The sequence below is a fragment of the Marinobacter shunpengi genome (genome assembly GCF_045449695.1).
In the GTDB taxonomy this organism is placed as follows: domain Bacteria; phylum Pseudomonadota; class Gammaproteobacteria; order Pseudomonadales; family Oleiphilaceae; genus Marinobacter.
Genome location: NZ_JBJJKZ010000020.1, coordinates 50370 through 72430, shown reverse-complemented (window position 1 = coordinate 72430; position 22061 = coordinate 50370). Strand labels below are relative to the sequence as shown.

Annotated in this window: 19 protein-coding genes; 12 read left to right on the top strand and 7 right to left on the bottom strand. The window is 63.0% G+C overall.

Annotated features, from left to right (window positions below):
* Positions 1-7 precede the first annotated feature (7 nt).
* The 5 genes from ACJO2E_RS17715 to ACJO2E_RS17695 are packed head-to-tail and all read left to right on the top strand — an operon-like array spanning position 8 to position 4652.
* Positions 8-781 (top strand): ABC transporter ATP-binding protein, encoded by a 774-nt coding sequence (locus ACJO2E_RS17715; RefSeq protein WP_504362695.1) that lies wholly within the window; start codon positions 8-10, stop codon positions 779-781.
* Complete coding sequence (locus tag ACJO2E_RS17710) at positions 771-1490, top strand: ABC transporter ATP-binding protein (RefSeq protein WP_406965612.1); 720 nt, start codon at positions 771-773, stop codon at positions 1488-1490. Before ACJO2E_RS17715 ends, ACJO2E_RS17710 begins: the two co-directional genes overlap by 11 nt.
* A gap of 51 nt (positions 1491-1541) precedes the next feature.
* Positions 1542-2762: an ABC transporter substrate-binding protein gene (locus tag ACJO2E_RS17705; protein ID WP_406965611.1), complete on the top strand. Its 1221-nt coding sequence runs from the start codon at positions 1542-1544 to the stop codon at positions 2760-2762.
* 50 nt (positions 2763-2812) lie between these two features.
* Entirely contained in the window at positions 2813-3703 is an 891-nt protein-coding gene (locus tag ACJO2E_RS17700; protein ID WP_406965767.1) for a branched-chain amino acid ABC transporter permease, read from the top strand.
* Between the two features lie 4 nt (positions 3704-3707).
* Positions 3708-4652: a branched-chain amino acid ABC transporter permease gene (locus ACJO2E_RS17695; protein WP_406965610.1), complete on the top strand. Its 945-nt coding sequence runs from the start codon at positions 3708-3710 to the stop codon at positions 4650-4652.
* A 12-nt stretch (positions 4653-4664) separates the two neighbouring features.
* Here the strand turns inward: ACJO2E_RS17695 and ACJO2E_RS17690 are convergent, their stop codons facing one another.
* The 3 genes from ACJO2E_RS17690 to ACJO2E_RS17680 form a co-directional block, all read right to left on the bottom strand.
* The gene (locus tag ACJO2E_RS17690) at positions 4665-5672 is read right to left on the bottom strand and encodes an Ldh family oxidoreductase (RefSeq protein WP_406965609.1); all 1008 of its coding nucleotides are present in this window, start codon (positions 5670-5672) and stop codon (positions 4665-4667) included.
* 98 nt (positions 5673-5770) lie between these two features.
* A complete protein-coding gene (locus ACJO2E_RS17685) occupies positions 5771-6649 on the bottom strand; it encodes a phosphate/phosphite/phosphonate ABC transporter substrate-binding protein (protein WP_406965607.1) in 879 nt (292 codons plus the stop codon).
* A complete protein-coding gene (locus tag ACJO2E_RS17680) occupies positions 6646-8958 on the bottom strand; it encodes a putative bifunctional diguanylate cyclase/phosphodiesterase (RefSeq protein ID WP_406965605.1) in 2313 nt (770 codons plus the stop codon). The genes ACJO2E_RS17685 and ACJO2E_RS17680 overlap by 4 nt, the downstream gene beginning before the upstream one ends.
* Before the next feature lie 146 nt (positions 8959-9104).
* Here ACJO2E_RS17680 and ACJO2E_RS17675 point away from each other — a divergent pair, with 146 nt between their 5' ends.
* Positions 9105-9851, top strand: coding sequence for an SDR family oxidoreductase (locus tag ACJO2E_RS17675; protein ID WP_406965604.1), 747 nt, complete (start codon positions 9105-9107; stop codon positions 9849-9851).
* A 19-nt stretch (positions 9852-9870) separates the two neighbouring features.
* On the opposite strand, the gene ACJO2E_RS17670 is transcribed toward ACJO2E_RS17675, so the two are convergent.
* From ACJO2E_RS17670 to ACJO2E_RS17660, 3 genes are all read right to left on the bottom strand, one after another.
* Positions 9871-10737 (bottom strand): ABC transporter substrate-binding protein, encoded by an 867-nt coding sequence (locus ACJO2E_RS17670; RefSeq protein WP_406965603.1) that lies wholly within the window; start codon positions 10735-10737, stop codon positions 9871-9873.
* A 14-nt stretch (positions 10738-10751) separates the two neighbouring features.
* A complete protein-coding gene (locus tag ACJO2E_RS17665; protein ID WP_406965602.1) occupies positions 10752-12776 on the bottom strand; it encodes a TonB-dependent receptor domain-containing protein in 2025 nt (674 codons plus the stop codon).
* Between the two features lie 127 nt (positions 12777-12903).
* Positions 12904-13836, bottom strand: a complete 933-nt coding sequence (locus tag ACJO2E_RS17660; RefSeq protein ID WP_406965600.1) for a LysR family transcriptional regulator — start codon at positions 13834-13836, stop codon at positions 12904-12906.
* Between the two features lie 137 nt (positions 13837-13973).
* On the opposite strand from ACJO2E_RS17660, the gene ACJO2E_RS17655 reads away from it, so the two are divergent.
* From ACJO2E_RS17655 to nfsA, 6 genes are all read left to right on the top strand, one after another.
* Positions 13974-14912 (top strand): ABC transporter substrate-binding protein, encoded by a 939-nt coding sequence (locus ACJO2E_RS17655; RefSeq protein WP_406965599.1) that lies wholly within the window; start codon positions 13974-13976, stop codon positions 14910-14912.
* A 78-nt stretch (positions 14913-14990) separates the two neighbouring features.
* Positions 14991-15935 carry a FecCD family ABC transporter permease gene (locus ACJO2E_RS17650; RefSeq protein ID WP_406965598.1) on the top strand — a complete coding sequence of 315 codons (945 nt, stop codon included), beginning with the start codon at positions 14991-14993 and terminating at the stop codon, positions 15933-15935.
* Between the two features lie 11 nt (positions 15936-15946).
* Positions 15947-16948, top strand: a complete 1002-nt coding sequence (locus ACJO2E_RS17645; RefSeq protein WP_406965597.1) for a FecCD family ABC transporter permease — start codon at positions 15947-15949, stop codon at positions 16946-16948.
* Positions 16945-17745, top strand: a complete 801-nt coding sequence (locus ACJO2E_RS17640) for an ABC transporter ATP-binding protein (RefSeq protein ID WP_406965596.1) — start codon at positions 16945-16947, stop codon at positions 17743-17745. Before ACJO2E_RS17645 ends, ACJO2E_RS17640 begins: the two co-directional genes overlap by 4 nt.
* A gap of 73 nt (positions 17746-17818) precedes the next feature.
* Positions 17819-19396 (top strand): beta-helix domain-containing protein, encoded by a 1578-nt coding sequence (locus ACJO2E_RS17635; RefSeq protein ID WP_406965595.1) that lies wholly within the window; start codon positions 17819-17821, stop codon positions 19394-19396.
* 144 nt (positions 19397-19540) lie between these two features.
* A complete protein-coding gene (gene nfsA, locus ACJO2E_RS17630) occupies positions 19541-20272 on the top strand; it encodes an oxygen-insensitive NADPH nitroreductase (RefSeq protein WP_406965594.1) in 732 nt (243 codons plus the stop codon).
* A gap of 86 nt (positions 20273-20358) precedes the next feature.
* Here the strand turns inward: nfsA and ACJO2E_RS17625 are convergent, their stop codons facing one another.
* Positions 20359-21993 (bottom strand): long-chain-fatty-acid--CoA ligase, encoded by a 1635-nt coding sequence (locus ACJO2E_RS17625; protein ID WP_406965593.1) that lies wholly within the window; start codon positions 21991-21993, stop codon positions 20359-20361.
* Positions 21994-22061 lie beyond the last annotated feature (68 nt).

Genomic DNA, 22061 nt, shown 5'->3' with positions numbered 1-22061 from the left:
ACGATCCGTGAGTGAAAACCAGCCCACTTCATCCGTAATCCTTGAAACCCGGGGCCTGACCAAGGACTTCAAGGGTTTCAAGGCTATCGAAGACATCAATGTGCAGGTGCAGACCGGGCACATCCATGCGCTGATCGGTCCCAACGGGGCCGGCAAGACCACCTTCTTCAATCTGCTGACCAAGTTCCTGACACCCACTTCGGGCAGAATTCTCTATAACGGTGACGACATCACGCGACACCGTCCGGCGGACATTGCCCAGCACGGCCTGATCCGTTCGTTCCAGATCTCCGCGGTATTTCCGCATCTCTCCGCCCGGGAGAACGTACGGATTGCCCTGCAACGCAAGCTGGGCGTGTCCTATAAATTCTGGCGGTCCATCCGGGTGCTCGACCAGCTCAACGAGGAAGCCCAGCACCTGCTGGAACAGGTGGGCCTCGGGGACTTTGGTGACACCCCGGCGGTGGAGCTGGCCTATGGCCGCAAGCGGGCGCTGGAAATTGCCACCACCATTGCCCTGAAACCGCGCCTGATGCTGCTGGATGAGCCTACACAGGGCATGAGCGCCGAGGATGTCGGCACGGTCACCGACCTGATCCGCGAGGTGGTGAAGGACCGAACCATCGTGATGGTGGAACACAACCTCAATGTGGTCTCAACGCTTGCCGACCGCATTACCGTACTCAACCGGGGGCAGGTGCTGGCCGAGGGTGACTACGAGGCCGTGTCCACCAACCCTGCCGTAATGGAAGCCTACATGGGGACCACCGATGCCGCCTGAGAACGCCAGAGAGCTGCTGAAGATCGACAACCTGCACGCCTGGTATGGCGAGTCCCACATCCTCCATGGCCTGGACCTGACCGTACACGAGGGTGAAGTCATCACCCTGCTGGGGCGCAACGGCTCCGGTCGTACCACCACCCTGAAGGCCATCCTGGGCCTGGTGGGCAAGCGTACCGGGTCCATCAGGGTCAACGGTACTGAACTGATCAACCTGCCCACCCATCAGATCGCCCGGGTCGGCAAACTGGGTTATTGCCCGGAGGAGCGGGGTATCTATGCCTCCCTCAACGTGGACGAAAACCTGGTGTTGCCACCGGTGATTGCCGAGGGCGGCCTATCGACCGACGAGATCTACCAGATGTTCCCGAACCTCAGGGAACGTCGCAAGAGCCAGGGCTCCAAGTTGTCCGGGGGCGAGCAGCAGATGCTGGCCATTGCCCGCATCCTGCGTACCGGGGCCACCTTGCTGCTGTTGGACGAGATCACCGAGGGGTTGGCGCCGGTCATCCTCAAATCCCTGGACGATGTGATCCGCAAACTGCGGGCCAGGGGCTTCACCATCATCCTGGTGGAACAGAACTTCCGCTTCGCGGCACCGCTGGCGGACCGGCATTACGTGATCGAGCACGGGCGTGTGGTGGAACAGATCGCCGCCGACGAGCTTGACGCCAAACAGGACCAGTTGAACAGGCACCTGAGTGTCTGATCAAAGGTGAGGGACACGCCCCCACCCAATACAACAAGAAGGGGAAACAACATGCTCAAGAACTGGAAGACAGGTATCACCACCGTGGCCGCTGCCGCAGCGGTCTCACTCCCCATGGCCGCCAGCGCGGAGCTGTCGGACGACGTACTGAAGATCGGCGTCCTCAGTGACATGTCCGGTGTCTACAAGACCCTGGAGGGCCCCGGCGCCGTGGTTGCCGCGGAGATGGCCGTTGAGGATTTCGGCGGTTCCATCATGGGTACCCCCATCGAGATTGTCTCGGCGGATCACCAGAACAAGGCGGACATCGCTGCCAGCACCGCCCGGGAGTGGATCGATGACGACGAGGTGGATATGCTGACGGCCCTGGACAACTCGTCCGTGGCCCTGGCGGTGCAGGGGCTGGCCTCGGAGCGCAAGGTGATCACCATGAACACCGGTGCCGGCACCACCGCCCTGACCGAGGAACAGTGCACGCCCTATGGCATCCACTATGTGTACGACACCCACGCCCTGCCGGTGGGGACCGCCACCGCCATGGTGAAGAACGGCGGCGAGAAGTGGTTCTTCCTCACCGCTGACTACGCCTTCGGCCACTCCCTGCGGGACAACACCGGCGCCGTGGTGAAGGAGCTGGGCGGCGAAGTGGTCGGCAGCATCGAACACCCGCTGTCCACCAATGACTTCTCGTCCTACCTGCTGCAAGCCCAGTCCTCCGGTGCGGAAGTCATCGGCCTGGCCAATGCCGGCCAGGACACGGTCAACGCCATCAAGCAGGCCAACCAGTTCCAGATTGTGCAGGGCGGACAGAAACTGGCCGGCATGCTGGTGTTCATCACCGATGTGCACAGCATGGGCCTGGATATCGCCCAGGGCCTGCAATTCACCACCGCCTTCGTGTGGAACCAGGACGAGGAAGCCCTGGAGTGGTCCAACCGCTTCTATGAGCGCCACGGCGCCATGCCCACCATGGTGCAGGCGGGTGTCTATTCCGCCGTCAGCAACTACCTGAAGGCGGTGGACGACGTGGGCACCGACGACAGCGATGCGGTACGGGCGAAACTGGGTGAAATGGAGCTGAACGACTTCTTCGTGAAGAACGGCAAGATCGCCCCCAACGGCTCCATGCTGCACGACATGTTCCTGGTGGAAGTGAAATCCCCGGACGAGTCCGAGAGCGAGTGGGACCTGCTGGAAGTGGTCTCCCGGATTCCGGCGGATCAGGCCTACATCACCATGGAAGAGACCAAGTGCAGCCTGGTTAACCAGTAACGGGCAACGCCCTTAACCAATAAGAACAAGAGGGGATAACCGACGTGTCGATGCAGGTCCTCATGGCCCAGGCACTGCTTGGGCTGAACGTAGGTGTGTTCTACGCCATGCTGAGTCTTGGCCTGGCGGTGATATTCGGTCTGCTGAATATCATCAACTTCGCCCACGGCGCCATGTACATGCTGGGGGCGTTCGTCGCACTGATCGGTTATTCCTACCTGGAACAATGGTTCGGTATCAGCCTGCAGATCGGCTTCTGGGGGTCGCTGATCGTGGCGCCCCTGGTGGTCGGCCTGCTGGGCATTCTCATCGAGCGCACCATGCTCAAGCGACTGGCGGACCTGGACCATATCTACGGCCTGCTGCTGACCTTTGGTATCACCCTTATCCTGCAAGGGCTGTTTGCCAACTATTTCAACGTCTCCGGCACCCCTTACCCGGGCCAGCCGGAGGTGCTTGGCGGCGTGCTCAACCTGGGGTTCATGTATTTCCCCACCTACCGCATGTTCGCCATCGTCTTCTCCCTGGTGGTGTGTTTCGCCACCTGGTACGTCATCGAACACACGCGACTGGGGTCACGGCTGCGGGCGGGTGTCGAGAACCCGCAACTGACCCAGGCCTTCGGCCTTAATGTGCCGCTGATGGTCACCCTCACCTTCGGCTTCGGCGCCGCCCTGGCGGGCCTGGCCGGGGTACTGGCGGCGCCCATCTACTCGGTCAGCCCGCTGATGGGGGCGGACCTGATCATCGTGGTGTTCGCGGTGGTGGTGATCGGCGGCATGGGGTCCATCATGGGGGCGATCCTGTCCGGGCTTGCCCTGGGGCTGGTGGAAGGCCTGACCAAGGTGTTCTATCCACCGGCGGCCAATACCGTGATTTTCTTCCTGATGGTGCTGGTGCTGCTGTTCCGCCCGGCCGGTCTGTTTGGCAAGGAGAAGTAACCCCATGATGAATAAAGTGCTGTTTGCCATCATGCTGGTGCTGGGGTTGATTGCGCCTTTCCTGGCCTACCCCGTGTTTGTCATGGACCTGCTCTGCTTTGCCCTGTTCGCCTGCGCCTTCAACCTGCTGCTGGGCTACGCCGGGCTGCTCTCCTTTGGCCATGCCGCCTTCTTTGGCGGCGCTGCCTACATTGCAGGCTACACCCTCAAGGAGTGGGGCTTTCCGCCGCTGCTGGGCATCCTGGCCGGCACCGGCTTTGCCTTCCTGATCGGGGTGGTGTTCGGTTTCCTGGCCATCCGCCGCCAGGGTATCTATTTCGCCATGGTCACCCTGGCCCTGGCCCAGATCATCTACTTCCTGTGCCTGCAACTGCCGTTCACCGGCGGCGAGAACGGCCTTCAGGGCATTCCCCGGGGTAAGCTGTTCGGGCTGATCGACCTGGGCAATGAGATCAGTATGTACTACCTGGTGTTCGCCATCTTCCTGGTAGGTTTCGGCATTATCTACCGGACCATTCACTCGCCTTTCGGGGAAGTGCTGCAGGCCATCCGGGAAAACGAATCCCGGGCCCTGTCCCTGGGGTACGACGTGGACCGCTTCAAGCTGCTGGCGTTCGTGCTGTCAGCCACCATGGCGGGACTGGCGGGGTCCACCAAGGCGCTGGTGTTCCAGTTCGCCTCGCTGACCTCGGCCCACTGGCAGACCTCCGGTGAGGTGGTGCTGATGACCCTGGTGGGCGGACTCGGCACGGTGTTCGGGCCAGTGTTGGGCGCGATCACGGTGGCCACCCTGACCCACGAGCTGGGCTCCTTCGGCTCCTGGGTGCAGGTGATCCTGGGCACCATCTTCGTGGTGGTGGTGCTGGTGTTCCGCCGGGGCATTATCGGCGAGATCCATCACCGGCTGGAGCGGCGCAAGGCGGCCCAGGCGGCCGCCGACAATGACTGACGGTTCCCGACGTCAGCTCACCAGTCCTTTCAGGTAGGCCAGGTCGTCCTCTTTGATGGCAACCCCCAACTGTTCCGCCTCGGCCCGTTGCCGGTAACGTCGGTCCCCGGGCTGGCGCTGCTGGCCGGCACCCACCATGGCTTGTACCAAGGCTTCGGTGCGATCGGCAAAGTTGCTGCCGGCGCCCCGGGCCGGATCGATCACGATAATCAGCTCCCCGGTCCAGGGCGTCTTGGCCCCCGGGTGGCCCGACCAGTCGAACTCGAAGGAAAAGTTGCCGCCGGTCAGCGCCGCCGCCAGCAATTCCACCATCATGGACAGGGCCGAACCCTTGTAGCCGCCGAAGGGCAACAGGGCGCCACCGTCCAGGATCCGTTGCGGATCACAGGTGGGCTGGCCGTCTGCGTCCACCCCATAGCCTTCCGGCAGGGTTTTCCCCTCCTTCGCGGCAATCTGCACATCACCGTGGGCAATGGCACTGGTGGCCAGGTCAAACACCAGTGGATCATGGCCACTGCGGGGTGCCGCAAAACTGATGGGGTTGGTTCCGAACAAGGGTTTGCGCCCACCGGCGGGCACCACGCAGGCCATGCTGTTGACCAGCGCCAGGGCCACCAGCCCCTCCCGGGCAAAGGGCTCCACGTCCGGCCAGAGCGCGGCGAAATGATGGGAGTTGCGGATGGCCATCAGGGCAATGCCATTTTCCCGCACTTTCTCCATCAGCAGTCCGCGCCCGGCTTCCAGCGCCGGCTGGGCAAAGCCGTTGCCGGCGTCCACCGCCACAAAACCCGGGGCACAGTCCTCCACTTTTGGTTCGGCCCTGCCGTCCACCCAGCCGCTCGCCAGGGTGGACAGGTACCCGGGAATGCGGAATACACCGTGACTGTCGGAGCCGTCCCGCTGGGCGCTGGCGCAATTGTGGGCCAATACAGCGGCCACGGCCTCTGAGGTGCCATGGCGCTGAAAAACAGCCGTCAGCAGCGACACAAGATTATCGAAGGGGATATGGACCTGGGGCATAACGTGACTTCCGGTTGACCACTGGATGTCCTCAACCATGCGACGATCCGGTTGCCGTGTCAAAACCTGGAATCACCGGACAGCCCGCCTATGTCGGGCTATCTCGGGGCAAGCAGAGGTTCCATGATCTGATAGTCCTGATGGGTGACCTCTGTCACTCTCTTTGCCCCGACATTTTTCAGATAGCGTGAAAGTTGTGGTGACGGTGTCATCATCAATTCCCGGACACGTGCCCTGACCGGCTCGCAAAGCCGGGCCGAAAACACAAACGGATCGTAGTGGAGCGGGCCGGACCGCCAGATAACCCGGAGCTCGTCGACGGAGACCTTTCCCCGCCGCACGTATTCGTCGACCCGGGAGCTGGAGACAAAGGCACCGTCCACCCGTCCGGCAATCAAGGCATCCAGGGCCCGGTCGTGGCCACCGGTATAGGTCAGAGTGCCAAAAAACGCGTCAAATCCGTTATCGGACGTCTCCGGAAACAGGGCCCGGGGAATCAGGTTACCAGAGGTGCTGGCCGGATCACCCAACGCCACACTGGCGCCACGAAGGTCCTGAGTCTCGTGGAAGTCATCGTCGGCACGAACCAACAACATTGAATAATAGAAGCTTCCTTCTGCTGTGAACGAGCCACCTTCCATTGCCAGCGACGCGAACGGTATCAATCCCGGCTCCCGTCGCACCGCCAGGATGTAGGCCGCCGGCCCCATCACCCCCATATCGGCTGCGCCGGTGGTCACGGCGTCCATCACACTGTCGTAGGAACTGGCCGGCAGGATATCCACCGGCACTCCCAGCCCCTCCGCCAGCAGGTCCGCCAGCGGCCGGAATTCCCGCACCTGCTCCTGCACATCCTTCTTGGGGATCAGGGTAAACTGGAAACGGTCGATACCACAGGCCGTCACCGGGTGTCTGTCGGCCAGGGCATCCAGCGATAGCGACAGGAGGAGTACAAACCAGGTTGATTTCAGGGTCATACCAGGGATTCCGTTTCTCCAAACCGTTCGATAAAGGCCGGGATATCCTGCGCCGGCATGGGGCGACCGAGGTGATAGCCCTGGGCCACATCGCAACCGGCCACCTTGAGGTGGACCAGTTGCTCCCGGGTTTCCACCCCCTCCGCCACCACCTTGAGAGACATTCGTTTGGCCAGGATGATGGTGGACGACACAATAGGACTGTCGTCATGGGTGTTGCAGATACTGGCAATCAAGCTGCGATCGATCTTGAGCTTGTCCACCGGCACCGCTTCCAGATGGGCAAAACCGGCGTATCCGGTGCCGAAATCGTCCAGGGCCAGGCGTATACCCGCCTTGCGTAGCACATGCAATTGTTCAACCGCCTGCTCATCGAGCATGGCCGTCTCGGTGATTTCCAGCTCCAGCTGTCCAGGTTTGAGGTGGTACTCCGCCAGCAGGTTCATCACCTTGGCCGGGAAGTCACTCTGGGCAAGCTGGTGGGGAGAGACGTTGACCGCCACCGGCGTCACCGGCAGGCCCTCATGGCGCCAGCGGCGCATCTGCTCGCAGGCAAGGCGGATGACCTCAATGCCCAGGGGGAGGATAAAGCCGCTGCTTTCCGCCAGGTCGATGAACCGGTCCGGGAACAACAGCCCGAACTCCCGATGCTGCCAACGCACCAGGGCCTCATAGCTGACCACCTCCTGGGTTTCCAGATCCACCTGGGGCTGATAATGAAGGATGAAGTCGTGGTTGCGCAGCGCCTCGGCGAAGGACTGTTCCAGCAGGAACCCTTCCACATCCTTCAGGTTCAGGGACTGGTCGAAGAACCGGTAGTGGCCGCGACCGGCCTTTTTGGCTGAGTACATGGCGGCATCCGCCGCCTGCACCAGATCCTCCAGGGACTGGCCATCCCGTGGGCAGATGGCGATACCGATACTCGGGCTGTTATTGATTTCCACGCCATCCAGTTCATAGGTGGCGGACAGGTGCTGACTGAGGGACAGCACCCAATGCTCGATATCCTCCTCCCGCCGCTGGCCGGCCAGCATGACCACGAACTCATCACCACCGAAGCGGGCCGCCAGGTCCGCCGGCTCCAACGATCGCTGTATGCGCCCGGCTACCGCCTGAAGCAGCAGGTCCCCCACTTTGTGGCCCAGGGAATCGTTCACCGCCTTGAAACGGTCCAGGTCGATAAAGATCAATGACGATAGCCGCCGATTGCGACGCTGCTCCTCCAGCAGACCGTTTGCCACCTCCATGAACTGGCGCCGGTTAAGCAGCCCGCTCAGGTGATCAATGGCGGCAGCCCGACTGCTGCGCGCGTGTTCCATCTCCAGTCGCTCGATCAGTTGCCGCTTGGTGGCCTCTGATTCCTGCAGGGCCTGGAAGGCCTGTTGCTGGCCAATCAGGGTACGCCTTAGCCAAAGGATGATGGCCGTCACCAGCAGTGTCATCAGGACATTCAGTATCAACTGGCGGACGTGTCCGGCCTGCAATGGACGCAGTATTTCGTCCACCGACTGGTTGACCACCAGGGTGAATCCCCGGTCCAGACGGCTGACATACTGCCTATGCAGTTCCTGCCCGCCAGTGCCCGTGATCATGCCACCCAGTTGCATCTCAGCATCACCGGTCGCCTGGATTCTCCCGACGCCCTCGCCACCGGTAATGACCCCGCCACTGTCGGCCCGTAGCCACTCCCGACCAGTCTCGTCCAGGATCTGTATGAAGGTGGTATCACCCAGCGACACGCGCTGCAGCAATCCGACCAGGTAGCCCACATCCAGTTCCATCAGGAAAATGCGACCTCCGGTACGGGCCGGAATCAATACCGGCAATCGCCAGACCGGCCTGTCCATGCGGCTGGCTTCGTCACCCAGGCGCTGTGGAATCATGGGCACATCACCAAACCTTTGCTGGTGCCCCCGGAACTGCGTCAGCCAGGCGCCAGCCAGCGTATCGCGGGAGGTCGGGTGGGAGGCATACTGAACCTCGCCAGCGGGACTGTAGAGCGCCAGTCGATTAAACAGCGGATCCTCCGCCAGAAGGTTAACCACCATGTCCCCCCGCCGACGCCCGGGCTCGATGCCCTTGTCAATCAGTCCCGCCAGGGCACTGGCACGGTCGATCATCTGCTTCATGCTTTCCGAGGAAATCAGAGCCAGGTTACGGTGTTCCACTTTCCGGGTGGAGAGGATTTCCTGACGGGAACTGGTCACCTGGTATAGAAACAGGGCCCAGATAAAGATGACAATCAGCAGCCCCAGCAGGATAGTGGCCTGCTGGACGCGGCTGGAAGCTGGTCCGTGGGTGATAGCCATGGAGGATCTGTCTCAAATGGGGCCCGGGTTGCGAAAAATGACGGAACACCATCCACTGGCCATACTCCTGACGGGCCCACAGTAGTGACGCGCCAACGAAGATGTTACAAAAGCTACATGTCAAAGTGGTTACAGGGGAGTCACCGATGCGACGCAACATATTGATTACCGGCGCCAGTAGCGGCCTTGGCGAAGGCATGGCCCGGAGCTGGGCGGCAAAAGGCTGCAACCTGGCCCTGTGCGCCCGCCGCACCGAAAAGCTGGTGCAGTTGCAGAGTGAACTGCTGGCCGCCCATCCCGGCATACAGGTGGTGGTGCGCTCACTGGATGTGTGCAACCACGATCAGGTGTTCGAGGTTTTCCGGGAATTCCAGCGGGAGCTGGGCACCCTGGACCGGGTGGTGGTGAACGCGGGGATGGGCAGCAAGTCGGCCATCGGCCATGGCGACTTCGCCTCCAACCGTCAGGCGGCGGAGACCAATTTCGTGGCCGCCATCGCCCAGTGCGAGGCCGCCATGGAAATCTTCCGTGAACAGAACAGCGGCCATCTGGTGCTGATGTCGTCGGTAAGCGGTGTGCGGGGGTTCAGGGGGCCGTTTAATGTCTATGCGGCGACCAAGGCAGCCGTGGCCGCCCTGGCCGAGGGACTGCAACTGGATACCCGGGGCACGCCGATCCGGGTGACCAGCATACTGCCCGGCTATATCCTCACCGACATCAACCGGGAGGTGAAGAACGCCCCCTTCCGGGTGGACCTGGAAACCGGCGTCAAAGCCCTGGTCAAGGCCATCGACAGTGAGAAGCGCCGGGCCTATGTGCCCTGGTGGCCCTGGACACCGCTCAGCTACGTGCTCAAGGCGATGCCCTTTGGCCTGTTTGCCCGGGCCATGTAGGCCCGGGCGTAAACGCCCGTCAGAGTGCGTCGACGATTTCCTCAACCTGCAGGCGAACACTCTGCAGGCCACCGCCGGACAAGTACCACAGGCGCGGGGACAGTACCGTCACCCTGATGTCCGCCCCACCGACAGCCGCCAGGTCACTGCGAAGCTGGTCCGCATCCAGTGCCCCGGCGCCGATGGCGGCACTGCGGTCCACCACGAACAGGTGCTCCGGTGCCATGTCAGACAAGACCTCCGGCGTCACCGGGGTGAACACCCGGGTACCACGAGTGACCGACTCAACACCTTCCGGCACCGGCGGCTGTTCCAGGTCCAGCAACTGGAACACGACCGCCTCGTCCCGCAGTGAGAAGTTGCCATCGTTATGGGTGACCACCGCCACCTGCGGATTACCGGCGATCCCGGCCCGTTGCTGGTCGACGAAATCCCAGAGTTCCCGCAGGTCTTCGTCCGCTTCATTGTACAGGCCGTACAGGGTGGCCAGTCCCAGCACTCGAACCTGGACCGCTTCGCGGTAGTCGTCCCCCAGCAGGGACACATCCTGTACCTGAACGATTTCCTCGAGGGCCTCAAGGCTGTCGCCCTGACGACCGGTGACCAGCACCAGGTCCGGTGCCACGTCGGCCACCACATCCAGATCCGGGGTCTTCAGGTTGCCGGCATCAGGACGACCATCCGCCAGCTCGCCCAGGTAGTCCGGCAGTCCGGTTTTAGGGACCGCCACAATCTTGTCCTCAAGGCCCAGTTCCACCAGGGTATCGGTGGCACCGTGGTCAAAGCTGATCACCGTGGGGCCCGCAATATCCTTCGACAGGGTGCTGCAACCAGACAGGATCGCCGCGCCCGCCAGGGCCAGTAAACAGGTTCGAATCGTGTTCATGGGGTTCTCCCGCTTCAGAAGTCGACCGTCAGGCCGAGGTTAACGCGGCGGCCATCCAGGACGACACCGTAGGTATCGTTGGTAACCTCTTTATCCGCCACATTGTAGAGGCCCGCCTTCACCCGCGCGCTATCGTTCAGCGCGTACACCATGCCGACATCCACAAAGGTGTAATCCGGGGTGCCGTCCTCCATGCTGGTGCGGCTCAGGTAGTCGGTGGTTTCGCCCCGGTAGTTGGCGTCAAGCCACAGGTTCAGCCGGCTGGTGCTCTGCCAGTCCAGTCCGGCGTTCGCCATGTGTTTGGGTATCTTGTTCAGGGGCTCGCCCTCGAACTCGCCGGACTTCTGCTCGGAATCCGTGTAGGTGTAGCTGGAACTGAACGTCAGTGCCGGCGTGATGCCATAGTCCAGGGACAGCTCCACACCCTGCATGGAGGCTTCATCAATGTTGTCGCGGGTACTCAGGAACAGGTAGTTGTTGCCCTGGTATGCACACTGCCAGGTGGACGGATCGTTGCGGTCACCACCCGGATCGCAGAACCGGTCTTCGGCGATCTTGTCGTCGAATTCGGTGTAAAACACCATCGCACTGGCGTCCAGGTCCGTGGCCAGGCTGTTGAAGACAAAGCCAGCTTCATAGCTGACGCTGGTTTCCGGCTCCAGATCCTCGTTGCCGATGATCAGGGCCCGGGGATGGGGTGCGGGGGAGCCGCCACCACCGGTGCCACGGCCAAAGCCTTCGGTGGCCTCCGGCAGGCTGGGCTGTTTATAGCCCGTGGACACGCCACCCTTCAGGGTCCACTCCGGTGTGATGTGGTAGTTGGCGTAGACTCGGGGCGTCCAGTGGCCACCAAACAGTTCGTCGTCGTTGTAGCGAATGCCGGTGGTGACATTCAGGTCGTCCAGGACCGACCACTCGACTTCAGCGTAAAGGGCTCCAATCCATCGGTCCACCGACGCGGTGGCTGTTGGTATGTCGGTGCCCAGCAGACCATTGGTTTCATCGGTCAGGTCTTCGTATCGGTACTGGCCGCCAAAGGTCACGATATGCCGACCCAGCAGCGTGGTGCCCTGGGTATTGAAGGTGGTGATCTCTTCCCGCTTCTCCAGGTCCTGCTCACGCTCGGACACATCGTGCTGCAGGTAGGTGTCCAGGGTCAGGTTGTTGTAGGTGCCCCGGTGGCCAAGCAGGTAAACATCCTTGTGGTAGGTGTAGGTGCTGGGGTCCTCGCCTTCTGCAATACTCACCCCAGGATTGTGGGTGTACTCCAGTTCCGCCGTGTTGTAGCCCAGCTCGATCTCATTCCGGTCGTTGGGGGTGAAGATCAGTTTTGCCCCGCCCTGGCGACGGTCGCTGTCCGGGGTACTTTCGGCGTTGTCGTCACCGCCGATGTAATGGCTCTCTTCGGTACCCTGCCAGGAACCGTCAAACTGCAGCCCCAGCAGGCCCGGCACGATGGCGCCGCTGGCGTAGGCGCTGACCAGTTGCGAGTCTTCGTTCAGGTCACTGAGGGACTTGGTGTATTCCGTGGTTACCGAGCCGTGCCATTCCTCGGTGTTCTTTTTGGTGATGATGTTGATCACACCACCCATGGCTTCGGAGCCGTACAGGGACGACATGGGGCCACGGATCACCTCAATCCGCTCGATGGCGGAGATGGGCGGCAGGGCTATCTGCTTGCCACCGTCGCTGCCGTTGGTGTTGATGTTCCGGCCCGCCGACACCGGGCGGCCGTCCACCAGGTACAGGGTGTAGCCTTCGGTCATGCCCCGGATGGTGATGTCCCTGGCATTGCCACCACCGTTGACGTAGACGCCGGGAATGTTGCTCACGGCATCGGTAATGTCGGTGTAGGAATGCTTTTCCAGTTCCTCCGCCGGAATCACGGAAATGCTGGCCGGCGCATCCGAAATGTTCTGCTCGAAACCCGAGGCCGTGACGACGATCTCGTCGAGTTCGGTGGATTCGGTCTGAGCCATGGCGGATCCGGCGTTAGCCAGGGCCACGGCGGATGCCAGCAGCGTCATACGGCGATGCATGGAAAACTCCTTGTGTCTGAATGGTTCGCTGTTTATCGAAGACCCGCACCTAAATGCAAATCAATATCATTTGCGGCGAACATTAACACAAGGCCATCATTGACTGCGCGGTATGATGCGTTCCGTTTCATGGAACGATGGCATCGGACTCCCCCGACATCGTCTGCCGCTTCCACTGCGCCGGCGTGGCGGACCGTACATTCTGCATGAACAGGCGGGTGCGCCTGGGCAATATGCCGTGGGGATAGAGCATGCTGACCGGCAGGACCGGCCCCTGCCAGTCCGCCATACAGAGTTCAAAGGCCCCGGGGTGGGCCTGCAGGCGTTTTTCCGCCAGCCAGTGGGGAATCAGTCCGACCCCACGACCGGCGGCAATGGCATCACCCTGGACCGTGTACTGGTCGACACTGAACCGGCCGGCCCGGGGCATGATCGGATAGGAGCCGTGTACCGGGTGATTCAGTACCACGCCGGCGTTATCGGCTCCCAGCATGTCAATCCAGGCGTGGGTATCCAGGTCCGCCGGCGATTCCGGGCAACCATGCTTGCTGAAATACTCCCGGCTGCCATACACCCCCTGGGTCAGGTGGCCCAGCAACTCGCACCGGAAATTGCCCTCCGGTGGCGTGCCCAGCCAGACGCAAACCCCTTCCACCAGTTCTTCCGGCACGGCCCGCTGGGTCCGGACAGACACACTCAGACCCGCGTGCTGATCCCGGAATCGCTCCACCATCCGGGCAAACCAGCCCCGCACGAAGGCTTCGTGGCAAAAGAGCTCCAGTGTGCCGCTAACACCCGCCCGCAGTTCATCCAGTGCGTCGAACCCCTGCGAGACCAGTTCCAGGATTTCATTGCTGTAGCGGTAGAACACCCTGCCGGCATCGTTGGGGAAGATGCGCTTCGACTGCCGCAGCAGCAGGGGCTGACCCACGGCCTCCTCCAACTGACGGATACGGCGACTGAGGGTGGACTTGGGCAGGTCCAGGTCCCGGGTGCTGGCGGTGAGGCTTCCGGTTTTCACAACGGAGACAAAGGCTTCCAGCTCTTTGAGGTCGTACATGGCGGCGATCGTTCCAGGTTATGCAACAGGTCGTGCCAATCTATCAGCTTTATTAAATTAATGCGAACAATTATCATTACCCGACTTCTTGCCATGGCCGCCTGTTGCGGCGGTCTTCTGTCGGAGAGTCCCTCACTATGTCGTACCTGAAACGCCCACGGGTGTTGACCGCCCTGCTCTCAACCCTTGTCATCGGTGCCCTGAGCGGACCACTGCACGCGAATACCCGTACCATCACCACCGCCTTTGGTGAGGTGGAGGTGGAAGGCCAGCCGGAGACCGTTGTCACCCTGTACGAGGGCGCCCTGGACTCCGCCATTGCCGTTGGTGCCCAGCCCGTGGGTGCGGTGATCACCCGTGGTGGCCAGAACGTCGCCAACTACATCCAGGAAGCCGCTGGCGATATCGAGATTGTGGGCACCCCCGGCGAGACCAACCTGGAAGCGGTCATCGCCCTGCAGCCGGACATCATTCTGGCCTCCGCCTGGACCAGCGAGGAGCAGTACCAGCTACTGTCCCGTATCGCGCCGACCATTGTGCTGGACGTTCCGGCCTACCAGAACGATACCTGGAAGCGCGAACTGACCCTGTTCGCCCGCGCCCTGGGCCGTGAGGACCGCGCCTCGGAAGTGATTGCCAGGGTGGAGCAACGGGCCGCGGAGGTTCGTGCCCGGGCTGAAGCCGCTGCCGACGAAGGCCAGCGTGATACCGCCCTGGTGCGCTGGATGCCCCAGGGCCCGCTGGTGATGGCCGAAGGCCTGTTCTCCGCCACCGTGCTGGCATCCGCCGGCTTCGAGGTGGACGACGCCGACCTGGTGAAGGAAGGCCGCCCCCACAGCCAGCCCCTGAGCCAGGAAAACCTGTCGCTGATGGACCATAGCTGGATCTTCCTGGCCACCCTGAACGAGGATGGCCGCGAGGCCCTGGCAGCCGCCCGTGAGGCGCCGGCCTTCCAGCGCCTGGAGGCCAACGACACCGACCAGATCGTACCGGTGGATGGCACCCTGTGGACCAGCGCGTCCGGCCCCCTTGCCGCCCTGGCCATTCTGGACGACATCGAGGCCGCACTGAAGTAATCCATGGCAGTCACCCTCAGAAGCACCCTTGCATCTTGTGCCTTTGCACCGCCACTTGCCGTGGCGGTTTTTTTCGTTATGGCCACCGCTCTCGCCAGCCTGCTCTGGGGCGCCGGCCCGGTGTCGGCCATCGAAGCCCTGCCGGTGCTGTTCGGGCAAGGTACCGAGGAAGCCCGCTTTGTGGTCACGGAACTGCGGCTGCCCCGTCTTGCCACCGGTATTGTCGCCGGCATTGCCCTGGCTGTAAGCGGTGCCCTGCTTCAGTCCCTGACCCGCAACCCGCTGGCGGAACCCGGCCTGCTGGGGGTCAGTGGCGGCAGCGCCTTTGCCGTGGCCATTGCCATCCTGCTGGGGGCCAGTTCCGCCACCATGACCACGCTGGTGGCCCAGACCGGCGCCCTGGCCGGCTGTTCCCTGGTTATGCTGGCCACCCGTTCCCGGGGTCTGGCGGCCGACCCCGTGCGGCTGGTGCTGGCTGGCGCCACGGTGACCGGCCTGCTGCTGTCGCTGACATCGGTGCTGATGCTGGCGGATCAGCGGGCTGCGGACGAGATACGCTTCTGGATCACCGGCAGTATCGCCGGTACACCGCTGTCCCACCTCAGGGCAGTGGGACCGTCCCTGTTGGTCGCCGGCGTACTGGTGGTTTTGGTGGCCTCACCACTGGCGGCCATGTCGCTGGGGGAACGGGCCGCCATGGGGCTGGGCCACAAGCCGGGCCGCATCCGGCTGCTGGTGATCATTGCGGTTGCCCTGCTGGTGGGCGGCGCCACGGCCCTGGCCGGCCCCCTGGCCTTTATCGGCCTGGTGGTGCCCTTTATCGCCCGCGCCCTGGCCGGCCCGGATATCCGCAAGACCCTCTGGCTGTGCCTGCCCATCGGCCCGGGGCTGCTGCTCCTGGCGGATACCATGGCACGGGTGGTCGCGGCCCCCTCGGAGTTGCCGCTGGGCGTGATTACCGCGCTGATCGGCGCACCGGTGCTGCTGATGATTGTCCGTTCCGGGCGTATGCCAACGCTATGAGAACCACTGCCATGACCCTGCTGACCACCCGCCAACGCAACGCCTCCACCAACCTGGCCCTCGCCCTGGCCCTGGTGGCGGCGGTTACCGCCTCCCTGGCGCTGGGAACGGTGGCGGTTCCCCCTGAAGCGATACTGGATGTGCTGGCAGGCGGCGGCGATGCCATCCACCAGTTTGTTATCCGGGAACTGCGGCTGCCCCGGGTGCTTGCCGGTGCCCTGACCGGCGCCGCCTTTGCCCTGGCCGGCTGCATGATGCAGACCGTGGCCCGCAACCGCCTGGCAACCCCGGGCATCATCGGCATTGATAACGCCGCCACCGCCTTTGCCGTGGCCTCGGTGGTCGGCACCGGTATCGCCGTGGCGCCATCGGCCATGGCCCTCACCGGCGCGGCCGCCGCCACCGCCCTGGCCTTCGGGTTGGCCGGTGCCAACGGCACCCGTGGCTACCGCTTCATTATTGCCGGTCTGGGCATCGGCGCCATTGCCGGGGCCGTCACCCAGGTGATGCTCAGCCGCGTGGCCATTGACGCCGCCAATGCCGCCTTCCCGTGGACCGTGGGCAGCCTGAACGCCCGGTCGGCAACCGCCGTGCAGGTGCTCGCCCTCGGCTTGGCGATCGGCTACGGTCTGGCCATCGCCCTGGGCCCGGCACTGACCACCCTGCAGTTTTCGGATCCGGTGGCCATCAACCTGGGCACCCGCCTGAAGCGGATCCGCGCCCTGAGCCTGGCCTGCGCGGTGTTGCTCACCGGCCTGGCGGTCGCCGTCGCCGGCCCCGTGGGCATGGTGGCCCTGCTGGCACCGGAACTGGCCCGTGCCCTGAGCCGTGCCGGCAAGGTGCCGCTGACCGCGTCGGCCCTGGCCGGTGCGGCCTTCATGGTGGCGGCGGACCTGGTGGGCCGGCTGGCCCTGGCGCCCCTGGAACTGCCGGTGGGACTGGTGACCGCCATCGCCGGCAGCCCGTACCTGATCTGGATTCTTGTCAAACCTTCCACCCGGAGCCTGTCATGACCGATGCCACCCCAATGCCCCGACTGGAAGCCCGGGACCTGACCCTGGCCCATCGCCATACGCCGGTGATCAACCAGCTCAACCTGACGCTGCCCCCGGGTCAGGTGACCGCCATTGTCGGCCCCAACGGTTGCGGCAAGTCCACCCTGCTGAACGGACTCGCCCGGGTGCACGCGCCCGCTGGCGGCGCGGTGCTGCTGGATGGCGGCGATATCCACAGCCAGCCCAGCCGCGAGGTGGCCCGCAAGCTGGCCCTGCTGCCCCAGGACAACTCGGCGCCGGAGGGGCTGACCGTGACCGACCTGATCCGCTTCGGTCGCCAGCCTCACCAGGGCTGGCTGCAGCGCTGGACCGCCGATGACCAGGCTGTGCTGGAGCAGGCCCTGGCGGCAGCGGACCTGTTGCCACTGGCCGACCGCCCCCTGGACACCCTGTCCGGTGGCCAGCGGCAACGGGCCTGGATCGCCATGAGCATTGCCCAGCAAACGCCCCTGCTGTTGCTGGACGAGCCCACCTCCGCCCTGGACCTGGGGCACCAGATCGAGGTGTTCGAACTGATCCGCCAGCTTGCCCACCAGGGCAAGACCGTGGTGATGGTGGTGCACGACTTGGTCAGTGCCTGTCGCTATGCCGACCACCTCATTGCAATGACGGACGGCACCATCCAGGCCCAGGGAGCCCCCGGTGACATCCTGGACCAGTCACTGATTCACCGGCTGTACGGCGTCCACTGCGATGTCATCCAGGACCCGGCCAGTGGCACCCCGGTACTGGTCAATCTCCGCAAAACACCGTGAGCCCAACTGTCATGAAGCTGTAATCACCATAAGTTATAAATGCGACCACATTTATTTCTTCGGAGATGCAGTAATGTCCGAAAATGCCTCCCTCCTGGTAGAACAACTCTGGCAACTCAAGCGGCTGGTGGATCGCGGCGAATGCAGCGATATCCAGTTTGTCCACCTCAACAATCTGCTGCGGGAACCCAACTACCGGGCCGATGTATTGCGTCGGGCGGAGAGCTCCGGTTCGGACAAGGTCCGCAAGCTGGTGAAGGACATCCGGGACAACGACCCGGGCAAAGCCCTGATGGCCAACCCGGACAACCGCCAGGCGCCGTTCCGGGAGCCCGACGAGGAGAAGCCCCGCAAGCGTCGCCGCCACCTGACCTGGATTGCGCCGGTCCTGGTGGCCGGTGCCGTGGCCACCGTGGGGTTCACGGCCCTGGAGCCCCAGACCATCCGCATCACCGACGACATCACCACCGCCACCACCTGGGAAGGTGACAAAACCTACGTGTTGGAAGACATCATATTTGTGGAAAACGCCAGCCTCACCATCGAGGCGGGCGCCACCATCAAGGGGGAGAACGGTGCCGCCCTGATCGTAACCCGGGACAGCCAGCTTTTCTCCCGCGGGCGCCCCGACAAGCCCGTGGTGTTCACCAGCGCCCAGGACGCAGGTGCCCGATCACGGGGTGACTGGGGAGGCGTGGTTCTGCTGGGCAGCGCCCCGGTCAACCAGCCATCCCCCCAGATCGAAGGCATCCCCGACAGCGACCAGCGGGGCAGCTTTGGCGGCACCAACGCCACGGACAGCTGTGGCGTGGTGGAATACACCCGTATCGAGTTCGCCGGCTTCGAGGTGTACCAGAACAACGAGCTGAACGGCCTGACCCTGGGGGGCTGTGGCAGCAATACCATTATCCGCCATGTGCAGGTGCACCGGGCGCTGGACGACGGTATAGAAATGTTCGGTGGCACCGTGGACCTGCAGCATATCCTGGTAACCGGTGCGGCGGATGACAGCATTGACTGGGACTGGGGCTGGCGCGGCCGGGTCCAGTTTGCGGTGATCCAGCAGCACGCGGATGTCGGCGACAATGCTTTCGAGGGGGACAACAACGGCAACCAGCACGAGGCAACGCCACGCTCGGAGCCAGTGTTCTACAACGTGACCCTGGCCGGTACCGGACAGAGCGCCAAGACCCATCGGGGCATGGTGCTGCGCGAGGGCACCGGCGGGCACTTCCACAACATGATCATCGACAGCTATGCCATCGAAGCCGTGGATACCCGTGACGAAGCCCGTGCCCTGGTGGCCAGTGGCAAGCTGACCTTCAGCCACAACATCCTGGCCAGCACCGGCAGTATCGCCGGCCAGCAGCAGGAGCGGGGTGACAGTGACGATGATTTCGGCTTTGACGAGCAAGCCTGGCTGAAGGCAGCGGAAAGCGAGAACCTGATCAGACTGGAAAGCGCCCTGCACCCGGCAGCCCGTAACCCGACGTCACCGGATTTCCGTCCCCGGATCCCCCTGAGCGATATGCCGGCAACCACACCACCCAAGAGCGAGTTTTTTGACGAATCAGCTACTTTCTCAGGCGCCATCAACCCCCGTAGTCCTGGCGACTGGCTGGAGGGCTGGACCGCCTACCCGGAGGCCTGAACCCGGGAGTCTCCGCGGCAAAACGTGTAGAATGCTCTCTTTCCGGAACATCCGGACAGGGCCAGGGGTCTGCGACTTTCCACCGCGCAGCCCCCAGGCCCTGTCCGGCAGGTGGCCGGGTTACCAGCAGTAAAGAGAGGCGCCATGAACCAGGTTATCGATCTACTCAAATCCCACCGTTCGATCCGCAAGTTCACTGACCAGAGCATTCCCCGGGACCTGTTCCTGGAGCTGATCCGTGCCGGCCAGAGCGCGGCCACCTCCAGCCATGTGCAGGCCTACTCCATTATTCATGTCAGGAACCCGGACAACCGCGAGAAAATTGCCGAACTGGCCGGCGGGCAGCCGTATATCGCCACCTGTTCGGATTTCCTGGTGTTCTGTGCCGACATGAAGCGCCCCACGGACTCGGCGGAGCGCACCGGTGCCGAGGTGGTCCGGGGCATGACCGAACAGTTCCTGGTGGCCAGCGTGGACACCGCGCTGATGGCGCAGAACGTGGTGGTGGCCGCCGAGTCCGCCGGGCTGGGCATCTGCTATATCGGCGGCATTCGCAACAATCCCTCCGAAATCAGTGAATTGCTGCAGCTCCCCGACCATGTCTTCCCGGTGTTCGGCCTGTGCCTGGGCTACCCGGACCAGAACCCGGAAGTGAAACCCCGCCTGCCGGTGGAGAGCATCCTGATGGAAGACGTCTACCGGGAGGACGAGGATTCCGTCAACCGCTTCGACGACACCATGCGTACCTACTACCGCCAGCGCACCGGCGGCACCAAGGACACCAACTGGTCCCAGCAGCTCAGCCCGCTGTTCAACGCCAAGCTGCGCGCCCATATGCGGGAGTTTCTGAAGAAGCGGGGCTTTGATCTCAAATAGGATCTATCGGCTCACTTTTCCCAAAAAAATGAGCCGTCAGGGACACCCTGACGGCTCATGATCTTCCTTATGACGGGGCGCAGGTTTTACTCCGTCGGCAGCCTGTAATCCTTGAAGTCGTCGCGGAGCTTGGCCTTCTGCAGCTTGCCGGTGGCACCGTGGGGCAGCTCATCCACGAACACCACGTCATCCGGCAGCCACCACTTGGCGACCCGCTCTTCCAGGAACTTGAGCACATCCTCGCGGGTGACGTCCGCATCCTCGTTCTTCACCGCCACCAGCAGCGGACGCTCCTGCCACTTCTCGTGGCGAACACCGATCACCGCCGCTTCCGCCAGACCCGGATGGGCGATGGCTTCGTTCTCCAGATCGATGGAGCTGATCCATTCGCCACCGGACTTGATCACGTCCTTCACCCGGTCAACGATTTCCATGAAACCGTCCGGGGTGATCACGGACACGTCGCCAGTATGGAACCAGCCGTCCTTGTCCAGGGCCTTCTTGGTGGCTTCCGGGTTCTCGTAGTAACCGCTGATGACCGCGTTGCCGCGCACCAGCAACTCGCCCTGGGACTCGCCATCATGAGGCAGTTCCTTGCCCTCGGCATCGACGATCTTCATCTCCACGCCGAACACCAGTCGGCCCTGGGAGGCCCGCAGGCGCAGTTCCTCATTCCAGTCGCCGTCACGCTGGCTCGGTCGCGGTGTTGCGACGGTACCCAACGGGCTCATTTCCGTCATGCCCCAGCCCTGGATGGCCTCGACGCCAAAGTTGTCGCGGAAGTCCTCAATCATGGACTTGGGCACGGCGGAGCCGCCGATCAGGGTACGCGTGAGGGTGCTGAACTTCTTGCCGGCCTTTTTCATGTAACCCAGCAGACCCAGCCAGACCGTGGGAACGCCCCAGGCGTCAGTGACCTTTTCATCTTCGATCAGATTCGCCAGATTCTCACCATCAAGCCCCGGGCCCGGGAACACCAGCTTGGTGCCGGCGATCAGGCCGAAATACGGCGTGCCCCAGGCGTTTACATGGAACATGGGCACCACCGGCAGAATGGTGGAGCGCTCGTCCAGTGGCAGGCCGGACACCGTCAGCGCAAACAGGGCATGGAGCACGTTGGAGCGGTGGCTGTAGAGCACGCCCTTCGGGTTGCCGGTGGTGCCGGAGGTGTAGCACAGGGATGAAGCGGTGTTCTCGTCGAACTCCGGCCACTCGAACTGGTCGGGCTCGTCCTTGATCAGGGTTTCGTAGCAATAGACCCGGGGCAGGTCCGTCTGCGGCATGTGTTCCTCATCGGTCATCACGATGTAGCCTTCCACATCCGGGAAATGCTCGTGGAGCTTTTCCATCAGCGGCAGGAAGGTCAGGTCCACGAAGATGAACTTGTCCTTGGCGTGATTGATGATGTAGATGAACTGCTCCGCCGGCAGGCGCGGGTTCATGGTGTGGCAGATGGCCCCCATGCCGGAGCTGGCGTAATAGATCTCAAGGTGCCGGTAGGTATTCCAGGCGATGGTGCCGATCCGGTCTTCCTCGGTGACGCCCAGCTTCTTCAGGGCATTGGCCAGTTTGCGGGTACGCTGGGCCAGTTCCGGGTAGGTGTACCGGTGGATGGGGCCCTCGGTGGTGCGGGATACGATCTCCTGATCGGGGTAGTTCCCGGCCGCGAACTCCAGGATCTGGGAAATGAGCAGGGGGCGTTGCATCATGAGGCCATGCATCGGGCGTCTCCTTTGTTGTTATGGTTTGATATCGGGTTGTTATGGTTTCGGTGTCAGGTCGGCGAGCA

Excerpts from the sequence above, each read along its gene's own strand:
- ACJO2E_RS17710 (WP_406965612.1), top strand. The coding sequence starts at position 771 with ATGCCGCCTGAGAACGCCAGAGAGCTGCTGAAGATCGACAACCTGCAC.
- ACJO2E_RS17705 (WP_406965611.1), top strand. The coding sequence starts at position 1,542 with ATGCTCAAGAACTGGAAGACAGGTATCACCACCGTGGCCGCTGCCGCA.
- ACJO2E_RS17700 (WP_406965767.1), top strand. The coding sequence starts at position 2,813 with ATGCAGGTCCTCATGGCCCAGGCACTGCTTGGGCTGAACGTAGGTGTG.
- ACJO2E_RS17695 (WP_406965610.1), top strand. The coding sequence starts at position 3,708 with ATGATGAATAAAGTGCTGTTTGCCATCATGCTGGTGCTGGGGTTGATT.
- ACJO2E_RS17690 (WP_406965609.1), bottom strand. The coding sequence starts at position 5,672 with ATGCCCCAGGTCCATATCCCCTTCGATAATCTTGTGTCGCTGCTGACG.
- ACJO2E_RS17685 (WP_406965607.1), bottom strand. The coding sequence starts at position 6,649 with ATGACCCTGAAATCAACCTGGTTTGTACTCCTCCTGTCGCTATCGCTG.
- ACJO2E_RS17680 (WP_406965605.1), bottom strand. The coding sequence starts at position 8,958 with ATGGCTATCACCCACGGACCAGCTTCCAGCCGCGTCCAGCAGGCCACT.
- ACJO2E_RS17675 (WP_406965604.1), top strand. The coding sequence starts at position 9,105 with ATGCGACGCAACATATTGATTACCGGCGCCAGTAGCGGCCTTGGCGAA.
- ACJO2E_RS17670 (WP_406965603.1), bottom strand. The coding sequence starts at position 10,737 with ATGAACACGATTCGAACCTGTTTACTGGCCCTGGCGGGCGCGGCGATC.
- ACJO2E_RS17665 (WP_406965602.1), bottom strand. The coding sequence starts at position 12,776 with ATGCATCGCCGTATGACGCTGCTGGCATCCGCCGTGGCCCTGGCTAAC.
- ACJO2E_RS17660 (WP_406965600.1), bottom strand. The coding sequence starts at position 13,836 with ATGTACGACCTCAAAGAGCTGGAAGCCTTTGTCTCCGTTGTGAAAACC.
- ACJO2E_RS17655 (WP_406965599.1), top strand. The coding sequence starts at position 13,974 with ATGTCGTACCTGAAACGCCCACGGGTGTTGACCGCCCTGCTCTCAACC.
- ACJO2E_RS17650 (WP_406965598.1), top strand. The coding sequence starts at position 14,991 with ATGGCCACCGCTCTCGCCAGCCTGCTCTGGGGCGCCGGCCCGGTGTCG.
- ACJO2E_RS17645 (WP_406965597.1), top strand. The coding sequence starts at position 15,947 with ATGACCCTGCTGACCACCCGCCAACGCAACGCCTCCACCAACCTGGCC.
- ACJO2E_RS17640 (WP_406965596.1), top strand. The coding sequence starts at position 16,945 with ATGACCGATGCCACCCCAATGCCCCGACTGGAAGCCCGGGACCTGACC.
- ACJO2E_RS17635 (WP_406965595.1), top strand. The coding sequence starts at position 17,819 with ATGTCCGAAAATGCCTCCCTCCTGGTAGAACAACTCTGGCAACTCAAG.
- nfsA (WP_406965594.1), top strand. The coding sequence starts at position 19,541 with ATGAACCAGGTTATCGATCTACTCAAATCCCACCGTTCGATCCGCAAG.
- ACJO2E_RS17625 (WP_406965593.1), bottom strand. The coding sequence starts at position 21,993 with ATGCATGGCCTCATGATGCAACGCCCCCTGCTCATTTCCCAGATCCTG.